Origin of the sequence: Tropicimonas marinistellae (assembly GCF_001509585.1) — a bacterium.
Classification (GTDB): domain Bacteria; phylum Pseudomonadota; class Alphaproteobacteria; order Rhodobacterales; family Rhodobacteraceae; genus Tropicimonas; species Tropicimonas marinistellae.
Window position 1 is genome coordinate 19817 of the sequence record NZ_LNCI01000005.1, and the last position, 21829, is coordinate 41645.

Annotated in this window: 17 protein-coding genes; 6 read left to right on the top strand and 11 right to left on the bottom strand. The window is 65.2% G+C overall.

Going from position 1 to position 21829, the window contains the following annotated elements; genetic code table 11:
• Positions 1 to 6: 6 nt before the first annotated feature.
• The 3 genes from ARC39_RS26485 to ARC39_RS11325 form a co-directional block, all read right to left on the bottom strand.
• Positions 7 to 252: a putative quinol monooxygenase gene (locus ARC39_RS26485; RefSeq protein ID WP_368085972.1), complete on the bottom strand. Its 246-nt coding sequence runs from the start codon at positions 250 to 252 to the stop codon at positions 7 to 9.
• Complete coding sequence (gene guaA, locus ARC39_RS11320; RefSeq protein WP_068114519.1) at positions 243 to 1808, bottom strand: glutamine-hydrolyzing GMP synthase; 1566 nt, start codon at positions 1806 to 1808, stop codon at positions 243 to 245. Before guaA ends, ARC39_RS26485 begins: the two co-directional genes overlap by 10 nt.
• A gap of 180 nt (positions 1809 to 1988) precedes the next feature.
• Positions 1989 to 2891, bottom strand: coding sequence for a LysR family transcriptional regulator (locus tag ARC39_RS11325; protein WP_149866397.1), 903 nt, complete (start codon positions 2889 to 2891; stop codon positions 1989 to 1991).
• Positions 2892 to 3007: 116 nt separating this feature from the next.
• Between ARC39_RS11325 and ARC39_RS11330 the strand changes: the two genes are divergently transcribed.
• Both ARC39_RS11330 and ARC39_RS11335 read left to right on the top strand, forming a co-directional pair.
• Complete coding sequence (locus ARC39_RS11330; protein WP_068114523.1) at positions 3008 to 3985, top strand: NAD(P)-dependent alcohol dehydrogenase; 978 nt, start codon at positions 3008 to 3010, stop codon at positions 3983 to 3985.
• 141 nt (positions 3986 to 4126) lie between these two features.
• Entirely contained in the window at positions 4127 to 5665 is a 1539-nt protein-coding gene (locus ARC39_RS11335) for a trimethylamine methyltransferase family protein (protein ID WP_068114526.1), read from the top strand.
• A 50-nt stretch (positions 5666 to 5715) separates the two neighbouring features.
• Here the strand turns inward: ARC39_RS11335 and ARC39_RS11340 are convergent, their stop codons facing one another.
• Entirely contained in the window at positions 5716 to 8178 is a 2463-nt protein-coding gene (locus ARC39_RS11340; protein ID WP_068114528.1) for a penicillin acylase family protein, read from the bottom strand.
• A 140-nt stretch (positions 8179 to 8318) separates the two neighbouring features.
• On the opposite strand from ARC39_RS11340, the gene ARC39_RS11345 reads away from it, so the two are divergent.
• Positions 8319 to 9191, top strand: a complete 873-nt coding sequence (locus ARC39_RS11345) for an NAD(P)-dependent oxidoreductase (RefSeq protein ID WP_068115151.1) — start codon at positions 8319 to 8321, stop codon at positions 9189 to 9191.
• A gap of 183 nt (positions 9192 to 9374) precedes the next feature.
• Here ARC39_RS11345 and ARC39_RS11350 read toward each other — a convergent pair whose 3' ends face one another.
• The 7 genes from ARC39_RS11350 to ARC39_RS11380 form a co-directional block, all read right to left on the bottom strand.
• The gene (locus ARC39_RS11350) at positions 9375 to 11459 is read right to left on the bottom strand and encodes a bifunctional sulfate adenylyltransferase/adenylylsulfate kinase (protein ID WP_068114529.1); all 2085 of its coding nucleotides are present in this window, start codon (positions 11457 to 11459) and stop codon (positions 9375 to 9377) included.
• Between the two features lie 457 nt (positions 11460 to 11916).
• Positions 11917 to 13197 carry an amidohydrolase family protein gene (locus ARC39_RS11355; protein WP_068114531.1) on the bottom strand — a complete coding sequence of 427 codons (1281 nt, stop codon included), beginning with the start codon at positions 13195 to 13197 and terminating at the stop codon, positions 11917 to 11919.
• Complete coding sequence (locus ARC39_RS11360) at positions 13197 to 14141, bottom strand: ABC transporter permease (protein WP_068114533.1); 945 nt, start codon at positions 14139 to 14141, stop codon at positions 13197 to 13199. Before ARC39_RS11360 ends, ARC39_RS11355 begins: the two co-directional genes overlap by 1 nt.
• Before the next feature lie 4 nt (positions 14142 to 14145).
• Positions 14146 to 15192: an ABC transporter permease gene (locus ARC39_RS11365; RefSeq protein WP_068114535.1), complete on the bottom strand. Its 1047-nt coding sequence runs from the start codon at positions 15190 to 15192 to the stop codon at positions 14146 to 14148.
• Positions 15182 to 16717, bottom strand: a complete 1536-nt coding sequence (locus ARC39_RS11370) for an ABC transporter ATP-binding protein (RefSeq protein WP_068114537.1) — start codon at positions 16715 to 16717, stop codon at positions 15182 to 15184. The genes ARC39_RS11365 and ARC39_RS11370 overlap by 11 nt, the downstream gene beginning before the upstream one ends.
• Positions 16717 to 17748: a BMP family protein gene (locus tag ARC39_RS11375; protein ID WP_068114539.1), complete on the bottom strand. Its 1032-nt coding sequence runs from the start codon at positions 17746 to 17748 to the stop codon at positions 16717 to 16719. Before ARC39_RS11375 ends, ARC39_RS11370 begins: the two co-directional genes overlap by 1 nt.
• 183 nt (positions 17749 to 17931) lie before the next feature.
• Positions 17932 to 18756 (bottom strand): MurR/RpiR family transcriptional regulator, encoded by an 825-nt coding sequence (locus ARC39_RS11380; RefSeq protein ID WP_236545243.1) that lies wholly within the window; start codon positions 18754 to 18756, stop codon positions 17932 to 17934.
• Between the two features lie 138 nt (positions 18757 to 18894).
• Here ARC39_RS11380 and ARC39_RS11385 point away from each other — a divergent pair, with 138 nt between their 5' ends.
• The 3 genes from ARC39_RS11385 to ARC39_RS11395 are packed head-to-tail and all read left to right on the top strand — an operon-like array spanning position 18895 to position 21787.
• Positions 18895 to 19428 (top strand): TRAP transporter small permease, encoded by a 534-nt coding sequence (locus ARC39_RS11385; protein WP_068114542.1) that lies wholly within the window; start codon positions 18895 to 18897, stop codon positions 19426 to 19428.
• The gene (locus ARC39_RS11390; protein WP_149866398.1) at positions 19428 to 20711 is read left to right on the top strand and encodes a TRAP transporter large permease; all 1284 of its coding nucleotides are present in this window, start codon (positions 19428 to 19430) and stop codon (positions 20709 to 20711) included. The genes ARC39_RS11385 and ARC39_RS11390 overlap by 1 nt, the downstream gene beginning before the upstream one ends.
• 38 nt (positions 20712 to 20749) lie before the next feature.
• The gene (locus ARC39_RS11395; protein WP_068114544.1) at positions 20750 to 21787 is read left to right on the top strand and encodes a TRAP transporter substrate-binding protein; all 1038 of its coding nucleotides are present in this window, start codon (positions 20750 to 20752) and stop codon (positions 21785 to 21787) included.
• The last annotated feature ends 42 nt before the right edge of the window (positions 21788 to 21829 follow it).

Consider the following 21829-nt stretch of genomic DNA (forward strand, 5'->3'; position numbering starts at 1 on the left):
GTACCGCTAACCAGCGGCACCGCGCGACATGTCCGGGGCTGCGCCGTGGAAGACATGATTATCGAATGTGGGTCTGTCGTGAAACCGCTCTGAAACGCGATAACGCGCCGGGATACGCGGAGTTTGCGTCAGGTCGATGCCGAAACAGTCGACCGCCTCCTGCGTTGGGCGGACGTGGTCGGGCAGAGCGCCCAACATCTCCTCCCGTCGGTCACGCGGTACCTCAAAGTGCCGGTGGAGTCTTACTCCCACTCGATCGTGCCCGGCGGTTTGGAGGTGATGTCGTAGGTGACACGGTTGATCCCGCCGACCTCGTTGATGATCCGCGTCGCGGTCTCGCCCAGGAACTCGTGGGTGAAGGGGTAGTAATCGGCGGTCATCCCGTCGACGCTCGTCACGGCGCGGAGCGCGCAGGCGTAATCGTAGGTGCGACCGTCGCCCATGACACCGACGGTGCGGACCGGAAGGATGGCGACGAACGCCTGCCAGATCTCGTCGTAGAGCCCGTGCTTGCGGATCTGGTCGATATAGACGGCATCGGCCTCGCGCAGGATGTCGAGCTTGGCGCGGGTGATCTCGCCGGGGCAGCGAATGGCGAGGCCCGGGCCGGGGAAGGGGTGGCGGCCGATGAAGCTTTGCGGCAGGCCCAGTTCCCGCCCCAGGGCGCGAACCTCGTCCTTGAAGAGTTCGCGCAGGGGCTCAACGAGTTTCAGCCCCATCTTTTCCGGCAGGCCGCCGACGTTGTGGTGGCTCTTGATCGTGACCGAGGGGCCGCCGGAGAAGGAAACGGATTCGATCACGTCCGGATAGAGTGTGCCCTGCGCGAGGAATTCGGCGCCGCCGACCTCGTTGGCGTGTTCCTGGAAGACGTCGATGAAGAGCTTGCCGATGGTCTTTCGCTTCACTTCCGGGTCGCTGACGCCTTCGAGCGCGCCCAGGAAGCGCTCGGAATCGTCGGCGGCGATGAGCGGGATATTGTAGTTGTCGCGGAACATCGAGATGACTTCCTCGGCCTCGCCCTTCCGCAGGAGGCCGTGGTCGACGAAGACGCAGGTGAGCTGATCGCCGATTGCCTCGTGGATCAAGACAGCCGCGACCGAACTGTCGACGCCGCCGGAGAGGCCGCAGATCACCTTGCCGTCGCCGACCTGTTCGCGGATCTTGGCGATGGCTTCCTCGCGGTAGGCGCCCATGGTCCAGTCGCCCTTGAAGCCGGCCATTTTCACGAAATTCTCATAGAGTTTCGCGCCGTTCGGCGTGTGGTGTACCTCCGGGTGGAACTGGACGGCGTAGAATTGCCGCGCCGGATCGGCGGTGATGGCGAAGGGGGCGCCGGGGGAGGTGCCGCAGACCTCGAAGCCGGGGGCGATCTCGCTCACGTGGTCGCCGTGGGACATCCAGACCTGTTCGCGTTCGGCCGCAAACCAGCCGTCCAGCAGGGGGAGGCGTGCCGCGGTCGGCGTGACATAGGCGCGGCCGAACTCCGCCGTGGCATGTTCTCCCGCCTCAACCTTGCCGCCAAGATCCTGCATCATCACCTGCTGGCCGTAGCAGATGCCGAGGATCGGCACGCCGAGGTCGTAGACCCCTTTGGGGGGGCGCGGGCTGCCCTCGCGGGTCACGGAATCCGGTCCGCCGGAGAAGATCACCGCGCGCGGCGCAAATGTCGCCAGAAATGCGTCGCTGACGTTCTGGTACGGGTGGATTTCGCAATAGACATTGAGCTCGCGAAGGCGGCGCGCGATGAGCTGCGTCACCTGGGAGCCGAAGTCGATGATCAAGAGGCGGTCGTGGATCGGGTCGGTCATGGCGCCTGACTATGGGGCCGCGCCTCCACGTGCAAGGGGCCAGACGGAGCGCCCCATCGAAAGAACAAGAGCGCGCTGCGTGGGCGACGGTTTTCTACCCGCGCGGCCCCGGATTGCGGCGGGGTGCCGATCTGCCGCGCTTGGGGCGCGACGCTGGTACGGGGGACAGGGCGCGGTTCCTCACGCGGGAGCGTGCGGCGCTTCCAAGTATGCGGCGAGCAGGTCGAAAACGGTCCGGATGCGGCGACTGCGTGCGAGGTCGCGGTGGGCCACGAGCCAGATCGGAAAGGTGATCGGGGCCATGTCGGGCAGAACGCGCGACACCCCCGGTTCCGCGTCGCCGAGGCCGGTCGGTACCGCGCCGATCCCCGCGCCGGCCCGGATCAAGGCCCAGTGTACCAGGTGGTTGGCGGCGATCATCGGGAAATTCGACGCCGACAGCGAAAGGCCCAGTGAATTGAGCTGCTCGATGTACCGTGTGTCCCGGTCGAAACCGATGAAATCGGCCGTAGAGAGCGCTTCCGCGGTGATCGGCTGCGGGAGGCGCGCGATATACGCGTCGCTGGCGAACAGATGGGCGGTGTCGTCGCGAAGCCTGCGGGCGATCAGGTCCGGATCGGTCGGCCGCGTGTTGCGAATTGCGATGTCGGCCTCGCGCCGGCGGAGGTTTTGCACCGTGTTCGTGGCGACGATCTCCACCTCGATGCCCGGATGCTGCTGGCGCAGGCGGGTCACAAACGGGGGCAAGAGCCAGGCGGAATAGGTATCGCTCGCCGTCAGGCAGACGTGCCCCTCGATCTGTTGCGATTGTCCGGCCGCGCCACGGGAGAAATTGGCGGCCGCCTCGCCCATGCCGCGCACGTGATCGAGCAGATCGAGCCCGGCCGGGGTCAGTTCGAGACCGCGGCCGGAGCGTTCGAAGAGCGCAACGGACAATTCCTCTTCCAACGCGGCAACCTGCCGGCCGAGCGTTGGCTGCGCCATTCCGAGGGCGCGCGCAGCCGCCGACAACGAGCCTTCCTCCGCGGTGACGAGGAAGGCCCGCGCCCGGTTCCAGTCGAATCTCACAGAGCGCCAATCCATGCCTTTTTGCATAGCAGATCGCCGAAACTCGTCAATTTCATCTGCGCTTCGGCATGGGTAAATCGACCGTAAGAGAGAAACGGAACGAGACACAGAGACGCGAAAGGAACCGGACCATGAAAGCGATCAAGTACGACCAATACGGACCGGCAAGCGTGCTGGACCTTCGCGAGGTTCCGCGACCCGAACCGGGACGCGGCGAATTGCTGGTTCGGGTGGCGGCAAGTGCGGTCACCACTGCCGACTGGCGGTTGCGGGCATCGGCCTTTCCCGGCGGGCTCTGGCTGCCCGGGCGTCTGATGACCGGCCTGCGGCGACCGCGCAAGAATATCCTCGGCGGCGCCTTCGCTGGCGAAGTGGTGGCGCTCGGCGAGGGCGCGGAGACCGAGGGCTTTTCCGTCGGTGATCCCGTCTTCGGGTTTTCCGGGTTCGGGGCCCATGCCGAATACCTCGCGATGCCGGCAAGCGGCGCGGTGGTGAAAAGGCCCGAGGCGCTTTCCCCAGCGGAGGCGGCGTCACTGCCGTTCGGTGGATTGTCGGCATTGGTGTTTCTTCGCGATGTCGCCAAGGTGCAGCCGGGGCACCGGGTGCTGATCGTTGGCGCCACCGGTGCAGTGGGCGCCCTTGCCGTTCAGATCGCCCGGGCCCTGGGCGCGGAGGTGACCGGGGTGAGCAGTACACCGAACCTGGGACTGGCGCGCGAACTCGGGGCGCAGCACGTGATCGACTACCGCACCGAGTCCATCGCGGAGACGGGGCGCCGTTTCGATGTGGTGTTCGACACGGTCGGAGCGTTGGATTTCGCCGCGGCGCGCGGCGTGTTGGCTGCTGGCGGAGTTTTCGCGCCACTCAATTTCGGGCTGAGGGAAATGGCGCAAGCGCTCTTCAATCCGCTGCGGCGCGATGCGCGTCTGGCGTTGGCCGTGAGCGGTGATCGGAAGGCGGACCTTGAAGAACTTGCCGGTCTTGTTGCCAGCGGCAATCTGCGGCCCGTGGTCGATCAGGTCTATCCACTGGCCGAGGCCCGCGCTGCGCATTTGGCCGTGGAGAGCCGCCACAGACGCGGAACGGTGCTCCTTGCCATGCCGGATTAAGGGCAGGCGGCGCATCTGGCATACGCCACCAAGCTGCCGCGGGATGTCGCTTTTCTCCCTTTCAGGCCGCAATTTCGCGCCGGAATGGGTGCTGGTGCGGGTAGATTTGTCCGCAACAACGAGCGTTGATGAGGAATGACCATGGCGGAAGAGAAGGCGCGGCGGCGCGGGCGCGGCGGCGGCGGGGCGGCCCGGCGGGCGGAGCGTACGGCCACGAAGATCGACTGCGCCAAGGTCATCTCCCGCGCGATTCCCAACATGGAAATGCTCTCCGAGGACGCGCTGGCAATCATCGAACACAACGCGGAAACCGTGCTGGAGGAAATCGGCGTTGCATTCGTCGAGAACCCGGCGGCGCTCGAACGCTGGAAAGCGGCGGGGGCAGATGTGCAGGGGGAACGGGTTCATATCCCAAGGGGTCTCGCGCGGAAGCTCTGTGCGACGGCGCCCGAACGCTTCGTCCAGCACGCCCGCAATCCGGAGCGCTCGGTGGAAATCGGCGGTCGAAACCTTGTGCTTGCGCCGGTCTATGGCCCGCCCTTCGTGCGCGACCGCGATGGCGGGCGCCGCTATGCCACGATGGAGGATTTTCGCAACTTCGTGAAACTCGGCTACATGTCGAGATGGCTGCATCATTCCGGCGGCACGGTTTGCGAACCCACCGACGTTGCGGTGAACAAGCGTCACCTCGATATGTTGCTCGCCCACATGACGCTCAGCGACAAGCCCTTCATGGGCTCCGTCACGGAGCCGTCGCGGGCGCGGGATTCGGTCGCGATGTGCGAGATCCTCTTTGGCGGGCTCGACGGGCGCACGGTGATGACCTCGTTGATCAACATCAACTCGCCGCTGACCTTCGACGCCACGATGATGGGGGCGCTGGAGGTCTATGCCGAGGCCAACCAGGCCTGCATCATCTCGCCCTTCATCGTCGGCGGGGCGATGGCACCGGTCTCGGTCATGGGCACGCTGACGCAGGTGCTGGCCGAGGTGTTGGCAGGCGTTGCCTATTCCCAGCTTCTCCGGCCCGGCGCGCCGGTGATCTTCGGCGCCTTCGTGACGTCCATCGACATGAATTCCGGTGCGCCCACGTTCGGCACGCCGGAGGCGGCGCAGATCACCTACGGTGCGGGGCAACTCGCCCGGCGGCTCGGGTTGCCCTACCGGTCGGCGGGCGCCTTCAACGGCTCCAAGTTGCCGGATGCGCAAGCCGCCTATGAATCCGCCAATTCGCTGAATGCCGGTCTGTTGTCCGGGGTCAATTTCATGCTCCATGCCTGCGGCTGGCTGGAGGGCGGGCTGGTCGCCTCCTTCGAGAAATTCGTGATGGATGCCGACCAGCTTGGCGTGCTGCACCGCCTGGCCGCCGGCGTCCCTGAGGACGAGGAGGCGCAGGCGATGGACGCGATCCGCGAAGTGGGGCCGGGGGGGCACTACCTCGGCTGCGCCCATACCCAGCGGCACTTCAAGGACGCGTTCTGGCGGAGCGACCTGCTGGATTACAAGCCCTTCGAGACATGGGAGGAGGAAGGCGCACGCGATACCTTCGCGCTGGCCTCTGAGCGTGTGGAGAAGCTGCTGGCGCAGTATCAGGCGCCGGCGATGGACGACGCCACGAGGCAAGCGCTGGAAGACTTCGTCGAGAAACGCAAGGCCGAAGAGCCCGACGCCTTCGTCTGAGCGCGCCGGAGGGGGCAGGGACCCGGTGCGCAGCGCATCCGGGGCTTTGTTCAGCGCGGAAAGAGCCGCGTGATCCCCACCGCCCCGGCGCGTGCGAGTTCCGGGTTCAGCGACATGGGGATGTATTCTCCCTGCCGCCACAGTTCGCCCAGATCGTCGTAGTGCCGGCTGAGCGGGTGGCCAGACTGGCCGGTGGCCGTCACGAAGACCGACGAATCCGGGTCCGCGAAATCGTAGACGCCCCGGAACCCCGCGGCATGGACATTTGCGAAGGGGGTTGGACCCTGACCGCTGGTTTTTGCCCGTTGCAGCGTGTTGTCGCCGCCCGATGTGGATTGCCGGATATTGACGAACCAGCGGAGCACCGGGATGTCTCCCAGCACCTGATGATTGTGCTGGGCTTCGTGGGCGTCGCCCCAACGCAGGCTTTCGAGCGCCGATCCGTAGGTTTCCCCGATCCACAACAGGGCCTCGTCCAGGGCGATCCGAGCGGTATCGGTACAGGTCTCGATCATTGTCGATTGCTTGATGTCGCACCAGGCCGCCGCCCCGTCGATATCCCGGAAGACCCGTTCGATGAAGATCGGATCGGGGTGGACGAAGGCGTCGGAAAGCGGGCCGATCTCGTCAACGATCAGCTTGTGCTGCAGGCGTTTGAGCCAGGCGGCGTAGATCAGCGGCTCCGGAAGGTGCTCGTTCATCTCGCCGTTCCAGTTGGCGAGCAGTTCAAGCGCCAGTTGGCGCTGGCGTTCCGGCGTGCCGTCTTCGGCCGCTTCGCCGGTGTACCACAGGTCGCGCGCGATCAGCGGCAGCAGAGACCGGGCGGTGACCGACACCGTGTCGAGCTGTGCCGCGATGAAACTCTCCCGCGTATGTACGTCGCGCTCGGCCATCAGCTTGCGCCAGCGCTGGATGCGCTGCGTGTCGCCCCAGGTGAAACTCACGTGGTCGGGAAAGGGGGCGTCGGTGATGCGGTTGTTGGTCGTGCCAACGACGCCGGTTGCCGGGTCGATACTGTGCGGGTTGGTTTCGAAGGCCTTCGTGCCGCGCCAGCGGTTCGCCTGCTCCCAGCCCAGGGAGGGCAGGCGGCCGCGGCTGAAATGCGCCGCGTCGCGGTTCGGGATCCTGCCAAAGAGCTGCATCGCGATCGCCGTGCCATCGGCGAGCGCCATGTTGAGGGCCGGCGCGACGTAATCGTGCCCGGCCGCGCGTCCCTCCTCGACCGAGCCCGCGCGCATCAGTTTCATCCCGGCGCTCACAGAGCGGTCGGCGGCGTCGAGCCCGGTCCAGGCGAGCGCGGCCACGTGACCGGCCGGCGTGATCTGTGCCAGATCGAAGTGGTTTCCGGGCAGCACCGGCCCGTTCTCGGTCCAGCGCAGCGTGATGGTGACCGGGTCGGCCTCCTTCACGCGGATGATCGAGCGTTCGGTGCGGAAGGGCCGCCATCCGTCGGGGGTGCGATACTCCTGGCGGTTGGCGGGGTTCAGTTCTTCCATGTAGAGATCCTGGTCATCCGCATGGGCGACGGTGATTCCCCAGCCCAGATTCTCCGAGCGCCCGCTCAGCACCACGGGCATGCCCGGGATCGTGCCGCCGATCACCCCGCCGGACGAGAGCTCCAGCCGGGCCAGATACCAGATCGTCGGTGCGCTCAACCTCAGGTGCGGGTCGTTCGCGAGAAGCGTGGCGCCCGCAGCCGAGCGTTCCGGCGCCGCGGCCCAGGCGTTCGACGCGCCGGCCATGCCGGGCGCATGGAACGGCGCGAGCGGTGGTGGCGCCCAGGTGGCAGCCTGCGGGTGGCGGGGAAGGTCGGGGAAAAGCGCGCCATAATCTGCCGACAGCGACCCTTCGAGCCCGTCGGGAACATCGGGCATCAGGTCGGCAAGGCGGGCATCCGACAACACCAGCGCCGCCCGTGCGCGCAACACCTCGTTCTGCATGTGCCCGGTCATGTCCAGCGCCATCAGCTTTTCGATCGCCAGCGTGTCTGCGGGCTGCCACGGCGCGATTTCCGGCGTGAACAGGAAGAACTCCGGGGCGCCGCGTCCAAGGGCCTGTGCGTTCACCGTGTCGATCCAGGCATTCACCCCGGCGGCGTATGCTCTGAGCGCGGTGAGGGTTTCGCCGTCCTGCGCCGCCACGGAGCTGCTGGCGAGGCGGTAGATATCGAGCCGCCGCATCAATTCGTCGGTCTGGACGGTGCGGGCTCCGAACAGTTCCGAGAGCCGCCCCTGCGCGGTCCGCCGCATCAGCGTCATCTGCCAGAGCCGGTCCTGGGCATGGGCGAAGCCGAGGCCAAAGAACACGTCGGCGTCCGTCTCGCCGAAGATATGCGGCACGTTCGCGTTATCGCGCACGATCTCCACCGGCGCATCCAGCCCGGCCAGCCTGTACTCGGCGTCATAGTCGGGCAGGGAGCTCGCGGCGAAGTAATAGACGAGCACCGCCGCCCCCGCAGCCAGTAGCGCGACGACGGTGAAGAGCCGCAAAGTCCAGCGGAAAACCCGATCCATTCTGCCCCTCTCTATTGACCGGCGGTCCCAGCCGGGTAGGTCTGGGAGAAACCTAATGCGCCCGGACGATGGGGGAAACCGCCAAGCGGTCCCTTTGCCGGGGCGCGGCAGGCGAAACAAGGCTGACGAAAGGGAAGAGCATGGCAAAGGTCGCGTTTCTGGGCTTGGGGGTAATGGGCTATCCGATGGCGGGGCACCTGGCGGCGGCCGGGCACGAGGTGACGGTCTACAACCGCACCGCCGCCAAGGCGGACGCATGGGTCGCCCAGCACGGCGGCGCGGCGGCGCCGACACCGGCCGAGGCAGCGAAGGGGGCGGAGTTCGTCCTATCCTGCGTGGGCAACGACGACGATCTGCGACAGGTCTGCACCGGCGCTGACGGTGCCTTCGCCGGCATGGCCGCAGGCAGTGTCTTCGTGGATCACACGACCGTTTCCGCTGCCGTGACGCGGGAGCTCCATGCCGCTGGCAACGAGATGGGGATATCCCTCGTCGATGCGCCGGTTTCCGGCGGGCAGGCGGGGGCGGAGAACGGCCAGCTCGTCGTGATGTGCGGCGGCGATGAGGATGCCTACAAGCGGGCCGAACCCATTATCGATTCCTTCGCCAAGGCCTGCCGCCGGATGGGAGAGAGCGGCGCCGGCCAGCTGACCAAGATGGTCAACCAGATCTGTATCGCCGGGCTGGTGCAGGGGCTGTCCGAAGGGTTGCACTTCGCCGAGAAGGCGGGGCTCGACGGGCGCGCTGTGATCGACGTGATCGGCGGCGGCGCGGCCGGTTCGTGGCAGATGCTGAACCGCTACGAAACCATGCTGGACGACCATTTCGAGCACGGGTTCGCGGTGGACTGGATGCGCAAGGACCTCAACATCTGCCTGTCCACCGCCGACGAGACCGGCGCCAGCCTGCCGGTCACGGCACTGGTGGACCAGTTCTACAAGGACGTGCAGAAGATGGGCGGCGGCCGCTGGGATACGTCGTCGCTGTTCAAGCGGCTACGCGCCATGGGGTGACCTTGAGGCCTCGGTCGGCCGGGGCAACCGGCGCGGCCGAGAGCACGGCGGTTTCGACTTGATTGTGTGCCCGTTCGCGCCCCGTTCCGATGTCTGCCTCCGGACGGGCGTTGTCGTCTCCTCGCAAGAACGCCCCGCCGAATCGACGGGGCGTTCGATGCTTGATCTTTCAGGTCAGTGCCGTCAGGAGGCGGCGCCGATCAGGCCCATGCTCTCCAGTTTCAGCAGGACCTGCTGGGCGCAGTAATCCACGTCGACCGTTTCGGTATCCAGACGCAGTTCGGGGGTCTCCGGCACGTCGTAGGGATCGGAGATCCCGGTGAACTCCTTGATCTTGCCCTCGCGGGCCAGCTTGTAGAGCCCCTTGCGGTCCCGGCGCTCGCATTCCTCGATGGAGGTGGCGACATGCACTTCCACGAAGGCGCCGTATTGCTCGATCTCCTCGCGCACGGCGCGGCGGGTCGTTGCATAGGGCGCGATCGGCGCGCAGATGGCGATACCGCCGTTCTTGGTGATCTCCGAGGCGACGTAGCCGATACGGCGGATGTTCAGGTCGCGGTGCTCCTTGGAGAAGCCCAGCTCGCTGGACAGGTTCTTCCGCACGATATCGCCGTCGAGCAGCGTCGTCGGGCGGCCACCCATTTCCATCAGCTTGATCATCAGCGCGTTGGCGATGGTCGACTTGCCGGAACCGGAGAAGCCGGTGAAGAACACGGTGAAGCCCTGCTTGGCCCGCGGCGGACGGGTGCGGCGCAGCTCCTTGACCACGTCGGGGAAGGAGAACCACTCGGGGATTTCCAGCCCCTCGGACAGGCGGCGGCGCAGCTCGGTGCCGGAGATGTTGAGGATGGTCACGTCATCCTTGTCCGCGATCTCGTCCATCGGTTCGTATTGGGCGCGGTCCTGCACGTAGACCATGTGTTTGAAGGGCAGCATCTCGATGCCCATTTCCTCTTCGTATTTCTTGAAGAGGTCCTGTGCGTCGTAGGGGCCGTAGAAATCCTCGCCGGCGGAGTTCGAGCCCGGGCCGGCATGGTCGCGGCCGACGATGAAGTGGGTCACGCCGTGGTTCTTGCGGATCAGCCCGTGCCAGACCGCCTCGCGCGGGCCGGCCATGCGCATGGCCAGCGGCAGGAGCGACATGGTGGTGGTGGCGGCCGGGTATTGGTCCAGCACCGCCTCGTAGCAGCGCACGCGGGTGAAGTGGTCGATATCGCCCGGCTTGGTCATGCCGACGATCGGGTGAATCAGCAGGTTGGCCTGCGCTTCCTTGGCGGCCCGGAAGGTCAGTTCCTGGTGGGCGCGGTGCAGCGGGTTGCGGGTCTGGAAGGCGACGACCTTGCGCCAGCCGAGCTTGCGGAAGTAGGCGCGCAACTCGTTCGGCGTGTCGCGGCGGGCGCGGAAGTCGTAATGCATCGGCGCCTGGATGCCGGTGATCGGGCCGCCGAGATAGACGGGGCCGGCATGGTTGTGCAGGTAGTTGACGGCCGGGTGGGCATCGTCGTCGGCGCCGAAGACCTTCTCGGCCTCCTTGGACTTGTTCGGGGTCCAGTTGTCCGTGACCGACATGATCGCCAGGATCACGCCTTCGGGGTCACGCAGGGCGATGTCCTGACCCGCTTCGATGCTGCCGGCGAATTCCTCGCTCACGTCCAGCGTGATCGGCATCGGCCAGAGCGACCCGTCGGCGAGACGCATGTTTTCTACGACACCGTCGTAGTCTTCCTCCGACAGGAAACCCTTCAGCGGGTTGAAGGCGCCGTTCATCAGCAGTTCGAGGTCGCAGATCTGGCGCGGAGACAGATCCCAGCTTGGCAGCTCGGCCGCTTCCACCTTCAGTTTCTGAGCGCTCTCGTAGCTCACGTAGAGCTCGGGGATGGGCGCATGTTGGTTCTGCATCGTTGTGGTCCTGTGTTGAAAAGGGTTGAGACCGCTCGTTGTGCCGGTCAGTTCTGCATGAAGGGCGTCGTATTCCGCGAATTTGCGCGCAAGAAATTTGTCGCGCAGGCGGGCTTGCTGGACGGCGCCGCGGTTGGTGATGGAATAGGCGAAGCGCTGGCGCTTGTCGGGGCCGTCGCGCTCGGTGACATTTACAAGGCCGGCATCCGTTGCCGCACGAAGCTGTGCGTTCAGCCGCCCCAGCGACACGCCAAGCGCCGTCGCCGTGGCCCGTTGCGATGCTTCCGGCGCAAGGTCGAGCTGGCGCAGCAGTCGGAAGAGGAGGTCCTCATCCTCTGGTGTCGTGGCTTTTTCGCGGAGGGGCGGCATCGGCGACTCATGATGTGTTCACGGGTGAACGCATGTCATGAAACCGACCGGACGCAAAGGGGGGGGGACCCCGGCAATTGGGCGATTTGGCGGACTGCTGCCGGCACGCAACACATGCGCGTCTGGCTGTAAGGCGGGCGGGCACGGTCCGTGGGGAATGGGAATGATTGCGCGCGGGGCCGAAACGATGGGTCCGGCGGCGCGGGCCGGTCGTGGCCAGTGCGGGGCGGGTTCAGGCCGGGATTCGATCCGGTATCCTCCGCGCAGGCCGCGCATCGCCGGTCCGTGGGGCGGCGATGGACGGTTGGGCGGCAGCGTTTTATCTCCGAGATCCCGAACGACCTCGGAGCGTGTCGCTTGCGGTGACGGATCGCCGGCCTGACGGCCTCGGTTCCGTGCCGGAGGGGCGGTGTGCCGGACGCGTCTTTCTGGCCGAAGGGTACGGGGTCAGATCACTCTAGGCGCTGTGGCGGCGACGGACGCTGGGCGGGCGACCCTCCAGAGTGAGCTGGCTGTCGTTGCGGGCCTTGGTGGAGACGACGCGGCCCTTGGAGATCACGGCGAGCCGGTCGGGGCGGAGGCGAACCGCCTCGATGGGGTCGCCCGCATCCAGAACAACGAGCGAAGCGGTGTTGCCCTCGGCGAGACCGTAGCCGTCCAGATGGAGGATTGCGGCATTCTCCGTTGTCACCATGTCGAAGCAACGACGCATCTCTTCGGGTGCGGTCATCTGGGCAACGTGAAGGCCCATGAAGGCGACATCCAGCATGTCCCCGGTGCCGAGGCTGTACCACGGGTCGCGCACGCAATCCTGGCCCCATCCAACAGTGATGCCCTGTGCGTGCATTTCCTTCACCCGGGTCAGCCCCCGCCGCTTGGGGAAGGTGTCGTGGCGCCCCTGCAGGACGATATTGATCAGCGGGTTGGGAATGGCAGTGATCTCGGCCTCTGCGATGAGGGGCAGCAGCTTGGAGACATAGTAATTGTCCATCGAATGCATCGAGGTCAGGTGCGAGCCGGCGACGCGCCCGTTGAGGCCCAGGCGCTGTGTCTCGTAGGCGAGCGTTTCGATGTGACGGCTCATGGGATCGTCGGTCTCGTCGCAATGCATGTCGACGAGAAGGCCGCGTTCGGCGGCGATTTCGCACAGCGCGCGGACCGAGGCGCGGCCCTCGTCCATCGTGCGCTCGAAATGCGGGATGCCGCCGACCACGTCCACGCCCATGTCGAGCGCCCGGAGCGTATTGGCGCGAGCGGTCGGATCGCGGAAGAACCCGTCCTGCGGGAAGGCAACGAGTTGCAGATCGAGATACGGTTTCACGCGCTCGCGGACCTCAAGCATCGCGGTGACGCCCTTCAGTTCATCGTCGCAGGTATCCACGTGGCTGCGGATGGCCAGAAGTCCGAGGCTCACAGCCCAGTCGCAATAGGCCAGCGCGCGGTCGACCATGGCGTCCACGGTCGTACTGGACTTCAGTTCCCCCCAGAGCGCGATTCCTTCGAGCAGCGTGCCGGAGGCGTTTATCCGGGGTGTGCCGTAGCTGAGCGTCGCATCCATATGAAAATGCGGATCGACGAAGGGTGGGGAGACGAGGTCTCCGGTGGCGTCGATCTCCGTGCCGGCGGTCGATCCGGAAAGATCCCCGACGGCGGCGATGGTGGCGCCGGTGATGCCGATATCCGCGCGTGTACCATCCGGGAGCGTTCCGCCCGTCACGAGGATGTCGAATTCGGCCATTAGCGTTCTCCGCGGTTGTAAGGTACCATCAGCGCCTCCGGCACTTCGGCGCGCCGCGACATGAGCACGAGCGCGAGGATCGAGAGCACATAGGGCACCATGAGGAAGATCTGGTAAGGCACCACGGCGCCCAGCGGCGTCTGCTGCATCCGGATCTGGAGCGCATCGAAGGCCGCGAAAAGGATCGCGCCGAGCAATGCCTTGCCCGGTCGCCAGGCGCCGAAGACGACCAGCGCGATGCAGATCCAGCCGCGCCCGTTCACCATCTCGAAGAAGAAGGAGGAGAAGGCGGACATGGTCAGGAAGGCGCCGCCCACGGCCATCAGCCCGGAGCCAGCCACCACCGCGCCCATGCGGATCGCGGTTACCGACAAGCCCTGCGCCTCGACGGCCGACGGGTTCTCGCCGGCGGCGCGCAGTGCGAGGCCGAGCGGGGTGCGGTACAGGACGAAGCCCACGACCGCCACGGTGGCGAGCGCCAGGTAGGTGAGCGGGGTTTGCGAGAAGAGGGATTCGCCCAGCAGCGGCAGATCCGAGAGCACCGGTATATCGACAGGCTGGAACGGCTCGATACGCGGCGGGCTCGTGACCTCGGGCAGCGCAAGGCGATAGGCGTAGTAGGCCGAGGAGGTCGCCAGCAGCGTCACCCCGAGGCCGACCACATGCTGTGACAGCCCCAGCGGGACAGTGAGCGTCGCGTGGAGCAGGCCGAAGAGCATGCCGGTCGCCATGGCCACCATCACGCCCGGCCACAGGCCGAGCCCGGCATAGACGGCCATCCAACCGGCGAAGGCGCCGATAACCATGATGCCCTCGATACCGAGGTTCAGCACGCCCGCGCGCTCGCAGATCAATTCCCCCATGGTTGCGAAGATCAGCGGCGAGGCGATCCGCAGGACGGCGCCCCAGAAGCTTGCGGTCATCAGGATGTCGAGGATCTCCATTGGGCTATCCCCTCACCAGGTTGAATCGCGTCATCAGGATCGCGACGACCATGAACAGGAGCGCCGTTGCGAGAGAGATATCCGCAATATACGTAGGGACTTCCGCGGCGCGGCTCATGCTATCGGCGCCGACGAAAATGCCCGCCACGAAGAGCGCGGAGACGACGACGCCGAGGGGATGCAACAGGGCCAGCATGGCAACGATGATCCCGGTGTAGCCAAAGCCGGGCGACAGATCGAGCGTCAGGTTGCCCTTGAGGCCTGCCACCTCCGAGTAGCCCGCGAGCGCCGCGAGGCCGCCCGACAGGAGCGCTGTCTTCAGCAGCACGCTCCGCACCGGAATGCCGGCAAACCTGGCCGCTTCGGGGTTCAAGCCCACGGCGCGGATCTCGTAGCCGAGTGTCGTCCTGACCTGGATGAACCAGACGACAACAGCGGAAATGAGGCCGAGCGCAAACCCCCAGTGCAGCCGGAGCCCGTCGACGATCCGCGGCAGGCGCGCATCGCGCGGGAGCGCCTCGGATTTCGGCCAGCCCATGCCCATCGGGTCCTTCAACGGGCCTTCGAGCAGCATCGAGATAAACAGCAGCATGATGAAATTCAGCAGCAGCGTCGTGACCACCTCGTCGACCCCGAGCCGGACCTTGAGCATCACCGGGAGCAGCAGCATCAGCGCACCGGCCGCCACCGCCGCCATCGCCATCACCGGAATGGCAACGGGGCCGGGCAGGCCGAGGCGGGTGCCGACCAGAACTGTCACGAGGGCGCCCGCGTAGAGCTGCGCTTCGGCGCCGATGTTCCACAGGCGCGCGCGGAAGGCGACCGCGACCGCAAGCCCGGTGAAGATCAACGGCGTCGCGCGGTTCAGCGTCTCCAGCACCGCGAACTTCGATCCCAGGGCGCCATTGACGATCAGGCCGAGGGTGGCCAGCGGGTTGGCCCCTGCCAGCATGGCGAGCAGCGAGGCGACGAGAACCGTCAGCGCCAGCGCGATGGCAGGGAAGCCGAGGGTGCGTCCGAGTGTTTGAGAGGCAACGGGTTCAAGCCGCATGGTCGAATCCTTGTCCGGCCATCCACACGCCGAGTTCTGCCGGGGTTTTGGAGCCGCGTGGAAACTCCGGCGATACGCGGCCCTCGGAGATGACGTGAATGACATCCGAAAGCGCCAGGATCTCGTCGAGGTCTTCGGAAATGAGCAATACCGCCGCGCCCGCGTCGCGCGCGGCGATCAGCCGTTCCTGCACGTAGGTCAATGCGCCGATGTCGAGCCCCCGGACCGGCTGATTGGCGAGAATGATCCGAGGCCCGGCCTCCAGAACACGGCCCAAAATGAGCTTCTGCATGTTGCCGCCCGAAAGCAGACGGATCCGCGCGTCGGGACCGGGGCAGCGGACATCGTAGCGGGAAATGATCTCCTCGGCGTGATGGCGCGCCTTTCCCCAGTTCATGATACCGCTGCTGCTGAACGGCGGGGCAGGGTACCCCTCCAAGACGGTATTCTCCGTCAGGGAGAAATCCGCGATCGACCCCTGTTTGTGGCGATCCTCCGGAATTCTCCCGAGCCCGGCATTGAGCGCGGCCCGGGGCGACCATGTCTGCACAGGTTGACCGAACAGGCGCATCTCGCCGCGCTCCGGCGTGGCAAGGCCGCCGACCAGATCGGCCAGCGCGGCCTGTCCGTTCCCGGACACGCCCGCGATCCCGGTGATCTGCCCGGCCCGCAGCGACAGGTTTGCGCCGTCCAGTCCTACGCGACGCCCCTCGGCGGACAGGGATACATCCGCGAGTTGCAGCAATGTCTCGCCGGGAGTGCGGGCTTCGGCGCGCGGCAGCGTCACTTCGGCGCCGACCATCATCTCTGCGAGCTTGTGGCGATCGGTGTCCCGGGTCGCAACCTCGCCTGCCAGGCGGCCGTGCCGCAGCACGATCACGCGTTCGGAAATCGCCATGACCTCGTGCAGCTTGTGGGAAATGAAGATGACCGACAAGCCGCGCGCGACCGCCTTGCGCAGGGTGTCGAAGAGCGCGTCGCTTTCCTGTGGGGTCAGAACGGCGGTCGGCTCATCGAGAATCAGGATGCGCGCATCGCGATAGAGTGCCTTCAGGATCTCGACCCGTTGCTTCTCGCCCACCGAGAGCGATTTTATCTGCGCGTCCAGATGCACTTTGAGCCCAAAATCCCGTGACAACACTTGCAGCCGTGTCCGGCCCCTGGATTTCGCGAGCCCCATGCGCCAGAGCGGTACCGTGCCAAGGAGCACGTTCTCCAGAACGGTCATGTTCTCCGCCAAAGTGAAATGCTGATGCACCATGCCCACGCCGGCGGCCAGCGCGGCACCGGGTGCGCCCGGCGGCATGACCTCTCCGAACACCTCGACGGTGCCTGCATCGGCCGTGTAGTGGCCGAACAGGATGTTCATCAGGGTCGTCTTGCCCGCGCCATTCTCGCCCAGCAGTGCGAGGACTTCGCCCTCGTGGAGGGCGAAGCCGACATTGTCGTTGGCGGTGAGTTGGCCGAACCGCTTGGTGATGCCGTTCAGCCGTAGCACGACGCCCCGGGAAGGGGGGACGGTCATCAGGCGGACGTCGGCTCTTCGTCGTTGATCTCGACTTCGAAATCGCCGGAACGAATGGCCGCTTCGCGCTCCGCCACGAGGTCCAGCGCCTGCTGCGGCACCTTGCCCTCGAAGGTTCCGAGCGGCGCCAGCGAGCATCCGCCCTCCTTCATGAAGCTGTAGAGGCCGTAATTCGCGGCTTCGAACGTGCCGTCGGCAACCTTTGCCAGCGCCGCCTGGAGCGTGGGTTCGAAATGCCACAACGCCGATGCGACGACGGTCTCCGGATAATCCGCCTGCGTGTCGATGACGTTGCCGATGGCGAGAATTCCGCGCTCCTGCGCCGCGTCCGAAACACCGAAGCGTTCGGCATAGAGAAGGTCGGCGCCGTTCTCGATCATCGCGAAGGCGGTTTCCTTCGCCTTGGGCGGGTCGAACCATGACCCGATGAAGCTGACCTGGAAGGTGGCGTCGGGTTTGACCTCGCGAACGCCGGCCATGAAGGCGTGCATCAGACGGTTGACTTCGGGGATCGGGAACCCCCCGACCATACCAATATTGCCCGTTTCTGTCATCGCCCCGGCAATGATTCCAGAGAGATAGGAGGCGTCCTGAATGTAATTGTCGAACACCGAGAGGTTCGGATAGGCGGGATCGTCGAGGAAGGAAGACCCCAGCAGGAACGCCGTCTCCGGGTAATCCAGCACGACCTCGCGCGCCTCCTGCTCGACACCGAAAATCTCGCCGACGATCAGCTTCACGCCTTGCTCGGCGTATTCACGCATCACGCGCGGATAGTCCGTGTTCGCCGTATTCTCGCTGAACGTGTAGGTGATCTGACCGGCCGCCTTCGCGGCTTCTGCGGCGATATGGATGCGGCTGACCCATTGCTGTTCAACCGGTACGGTGTAAATGCCGGCAACGCTGATGGGTTCTTGCGCCCAAAGACGCTTCGGCAAAAGCCCAAGCCCTGCCGCCGTTGCTGCCCCGCCAGCTCCAAGCAATAGCTGCCGGCGATGCAAACCTGCGGCATCGAAGGTTTTTCTTGTCATGGTAGCCCCCTGTTCCGAGTCGTCTTGATGTGCGCCAATCTCGACTGTCGTTTGCCGGATGGAACAGTCTGAAACTGGCACGAAGGACGGGCTGTGGGAAGATGCGATGAAAATGTGCAGAACTTTTCCCGGACATCATTTTTTGAGCACCCGTGATACCAGTCAGGGTTGCGTGGCGCGTGGTTATTCCAATTCGTCCAACTGCTCTCGGAGCTCCTCGACGCGTTCGAGGTGTTTTTGCCCCCGCTCGCTCAGCGCCCGGTTGGCTTCCACGATCAGCAATCTGAGAACCGACATCGCGCCGGCGTAGCTGTCGGCGAATTGCGGCGTGTCCACGACGCAGTCCAGCGTCCACGTTGCGAATGCGGGCGCTTCTCGAATGGTCTGGTCGGCAATCAGAACGATGCGGGCGCCGCGCGCAGAGATGGCCTCGATTGTCTTCATGAAGCCACTCGGACGCCGCCTCAACCCTATGACAATCGCGAGATTTCCCTCTTCCAGCGCGGCGATGCCTTCCGACCGCGTCTGGCCCGGCAACAGAAGCGGCGCCACGCCGGGCCGCATCTGTGCCAGTTGGGCGGTGATGTACTGGGCAAGGAAGTGGCTGTTGCGGTAGCCCAATGTGCGGATGCGTGGGGCCTCTGCGATCGCGGCACCGATTTCCTTGACCGCAATCGGGTTCAGTCGTGAGAGTGTCGCGTCGATCAGGGCGATTTCCTGCGCGGCGACGACCGACAGGGGGTCGGCTCCCTGTTTCTGCGATGCGCCGGTGTAGAGCGGTGATCCGGTTGCGCGCATCCGGCGTGCGTCCTGCCGCGCCGCGTCAAAGCTGGCGTAGCCGAGACGACGGAAAAAGCGGCTGACGGTTGCGTTCGAAACCTGCGCCAGTCCGGCGAGCTCGGATCCGGACAGCACGGCGAGTTCTGCGGGACTGTCGAGGATTGCGTCTGCGATCAGTCGTTCGCCGTCTGACAAGCCCGCGTATGCTTCGTGAATGCGCCGAACCATGCTATGATCCCCTGAATTTGCCTGAGTTTTGGGCATTCTCGGTTTCCTCGCGGTGAAAATTGAATTTCATCTTTTCATTTCGAGAGAAAAACAATTTTCATTGGTGCGTCAAGTTCCGCAATCTGGGGGATTCGCGCGGTGTCGAAGATTGCCAGCAGAGCGAAAAGCTGGAGCCTTCGGGTCAACTGGCTCGTCGAACGGGTCTGTGTCGCGCTGCTGGTTGTTCTGGTGCTCGACGTCTGGCTCGGGGTGCTGGTGCGGTACGTCATTCCCCTGCCACTGACCTTTACCGAGGAACTTGCCCGCTACCTGATGATCTGGATGGCCTTGCTGGCGGTGTCTTCGGGTATCGCGCATCGCGAGCACATCGGCGTCGAATTCCTGTTCGGTCGCTTGCCCGCGCGGGTCCGGCGCTGGCTGGCCGTCACCTTCGACGTGATCGCGTTCGCCTTCTTCTTCGCGCTGTTCTTCTACGGGATCGGCTTCGCGGTGAAGGGCTTCTCGCGGATCACGATGATTTACGCAATTCCAAAGGGTTACCCGTTCATGGGCGTGCCGCTCGCGGCCGCAATGGCCTGTGTCCAGCTCGCCCTCATCGGTATTCACGATTTCTTCGCGGAGAAGGCACCGGAAGCGACGGGCGCGACGCTCGCAATGCAGGGAGACGAGTGATGGGGACGGTGCTTGTCGCGGTCGCGTTCTTCGGTCTGATGGCGCTCGGGATGCCGGTCGGGTTTTCGATCGGGGTGGCCGGGATGATTGGCATCCTCGACATGGGGCCGCGCTTCATGCAGATGGCGCCGGACCGTGTGTTCGCGGGGCTGGACCTCTTTCCGTTCCTCGCGATGCCGTTCTTCATCCTTGCAGGCGAGATCATGAACCGCTCGGGCATCACCCAGGGTCTCGTGAAACTGGCCGATGCGCTGGTGGGTTGGATGCGGGGCGGCATGGCCCATTCGAACATGGTGGCCTCGGTGATGTTCGCTGGCATCACCGGCTCGGCCACGGCGGATGCGGCGGCCTTCGGCAACACGCTGGTGCCTGCGATGCAGCGCGCGGGCTACTCGCGTCCCTATGCGGCGGCGGTGACCGCGGCGGGTTCGATCATCGGGCCGACGATTCCGCCCTCGACGCTTGCGATTATCTACGGCTCGATCATGGGGGTCTCGATTGCCGGGCTCTTCGCGGCTGGCATCCTGCCCGGCCTGTTGATCTGCGGTATCTGCATGGGGGTCATCGCCTTGACCGCCCGGCGGAAGAACCTGCCCAAGGGCGAGGGGCGGCCGAGCCTCTGCGCCGTCTGGGCGGCGTTGAAAGAGGGGATACTAGCCGCCTTGCTGCCGATCTTCATTCTCGGCTCGATCCTTGGCGGTTTCGCCACGCCGACGGAGGCCGCCGCGATTGCCGTGGCCTATGCGCTGTTCGTCGGCGGGGTGATCTATCGCGCGCTGTCCTGGCAGGACCTGTACGAGATCGGGGTTCGCACGACGCGGATCACCGGGGTGATCTTTCTCATCATTGCCTCGGCCTCCATTCTCGGCTGGTGGATGACCTTCAACCGTATCCCCCAGGCGATTGCCTCTGGCATGCTCGCGATTTCAGACAATCCCCAGGTGATCATCGGCCTGATCCTCATCCTGTTGCTGGTGATTGGACTGGTGATGGATATCAACGCGACATTGATCATCCTCGCCCCGGTGCTCGCGCCGCTCACGCTGCAGATCGGCATGGAGCCGGTCCACGCGGGGATCATGATCATCCTCGCCCTGAACATCTCGCTCATGACGCCACCTGTCGGGGCCTGCCTCTTCGTGCTCGCGTCCGTCACGGGTGAAAAAGTCGAGAGCATCACGCGCGAGCTGTGGCCGTTCATCCTCGCCGAGGTCGGGATCCTGCTGCTTATCGCCTACTGGTCGAACCTGACGCTTTTCATACCAAGAATGCTGGGACTTTGAGTTCCGGCGCCACCTCCCAACAGGAAAGGACACTCTCAATGACACTTCTCAGGACGGCGTCCGCCGCACTCGTCGGTATTTGCATGGCGGTCGGCGCGCAAGCGGCCGACATCACCATTCGCCTGGCGCATCTCAACCCGGAAGATCCGTTCGAATCCCATTCCGGCGCCATGGCGTCAGTGTTCAAATCCCTCGTGGAATCCAACTCCAATGGCCGTATCGAGGTGCAGCTGTTCCCGAACGGTCAGCTTGGCAAGGATAACGAGGTGATCGATCAGGTCCGCTCCGGACTGGTCGAATCCACTATCTCGTCCTCGGGCGGCATGGCGCAGCACTACCCGCTGGTCGGCGTCTTCGACATTCCCTTCGCCTTCCCGAATATCGGCGTCGCCTCGAAGGTGATCGACACCGACAGTTCTTTCGGCATGAAATTCGTCGAGGATCTGGAGGCCAAGACCGGCCTTGAGGTGCTGGGGCTGATCGATTCCGGCGGGTTCTTCGCCTTTACGTCGAGCAAGGGGCCGATCGCGTCGGTGGCCGACATGGAAGGCCAGCGGATTCGCACCATGACCCTGCCGACGCATGAGGCGATCATTGCGTCGCTCGGCGGCCAGCCCACCGCACTGCCCTGGGCCGAGGTGTACACCGCGCTCCAGACCGGCGTCGCGGATGGCCAGATGAACCCGGTGCCGATCATCGCCTTTGCCAAGTTCGACGAGGTACAGAAGTACCTTTCCGTCACCAATCACCTCATCACGCCCTATATCTGGACGATGAATCCTGACTTCTTCAACGGTCTCAGCGAAGAGGACCAGTATCTCGTCAAGTGGGCCGCCGACGTCGCAACCGACGCCGGACGCTCCATGAGCCGGGTAATCGAAGCCTCCGAGAAAGGGTTGCCGGCGCTGTCGGCCAAGATGGACGTGAATGTCGTCACGCCGGAAGAGCAGGCGAAATTCGCCGAGGCGGCCCAACCGGCGGTTCGCGCCCTGATCGAAGAGAGCTACGGCGAAGAGGGCACCGCGATGCTCGATGCGATGCTCGCTTCCATCGACGAGGAAAAGACGGACTTCTGATCCCAACACACCGGCCCGGGCGGTGCGCCCGGGCCACTGCCG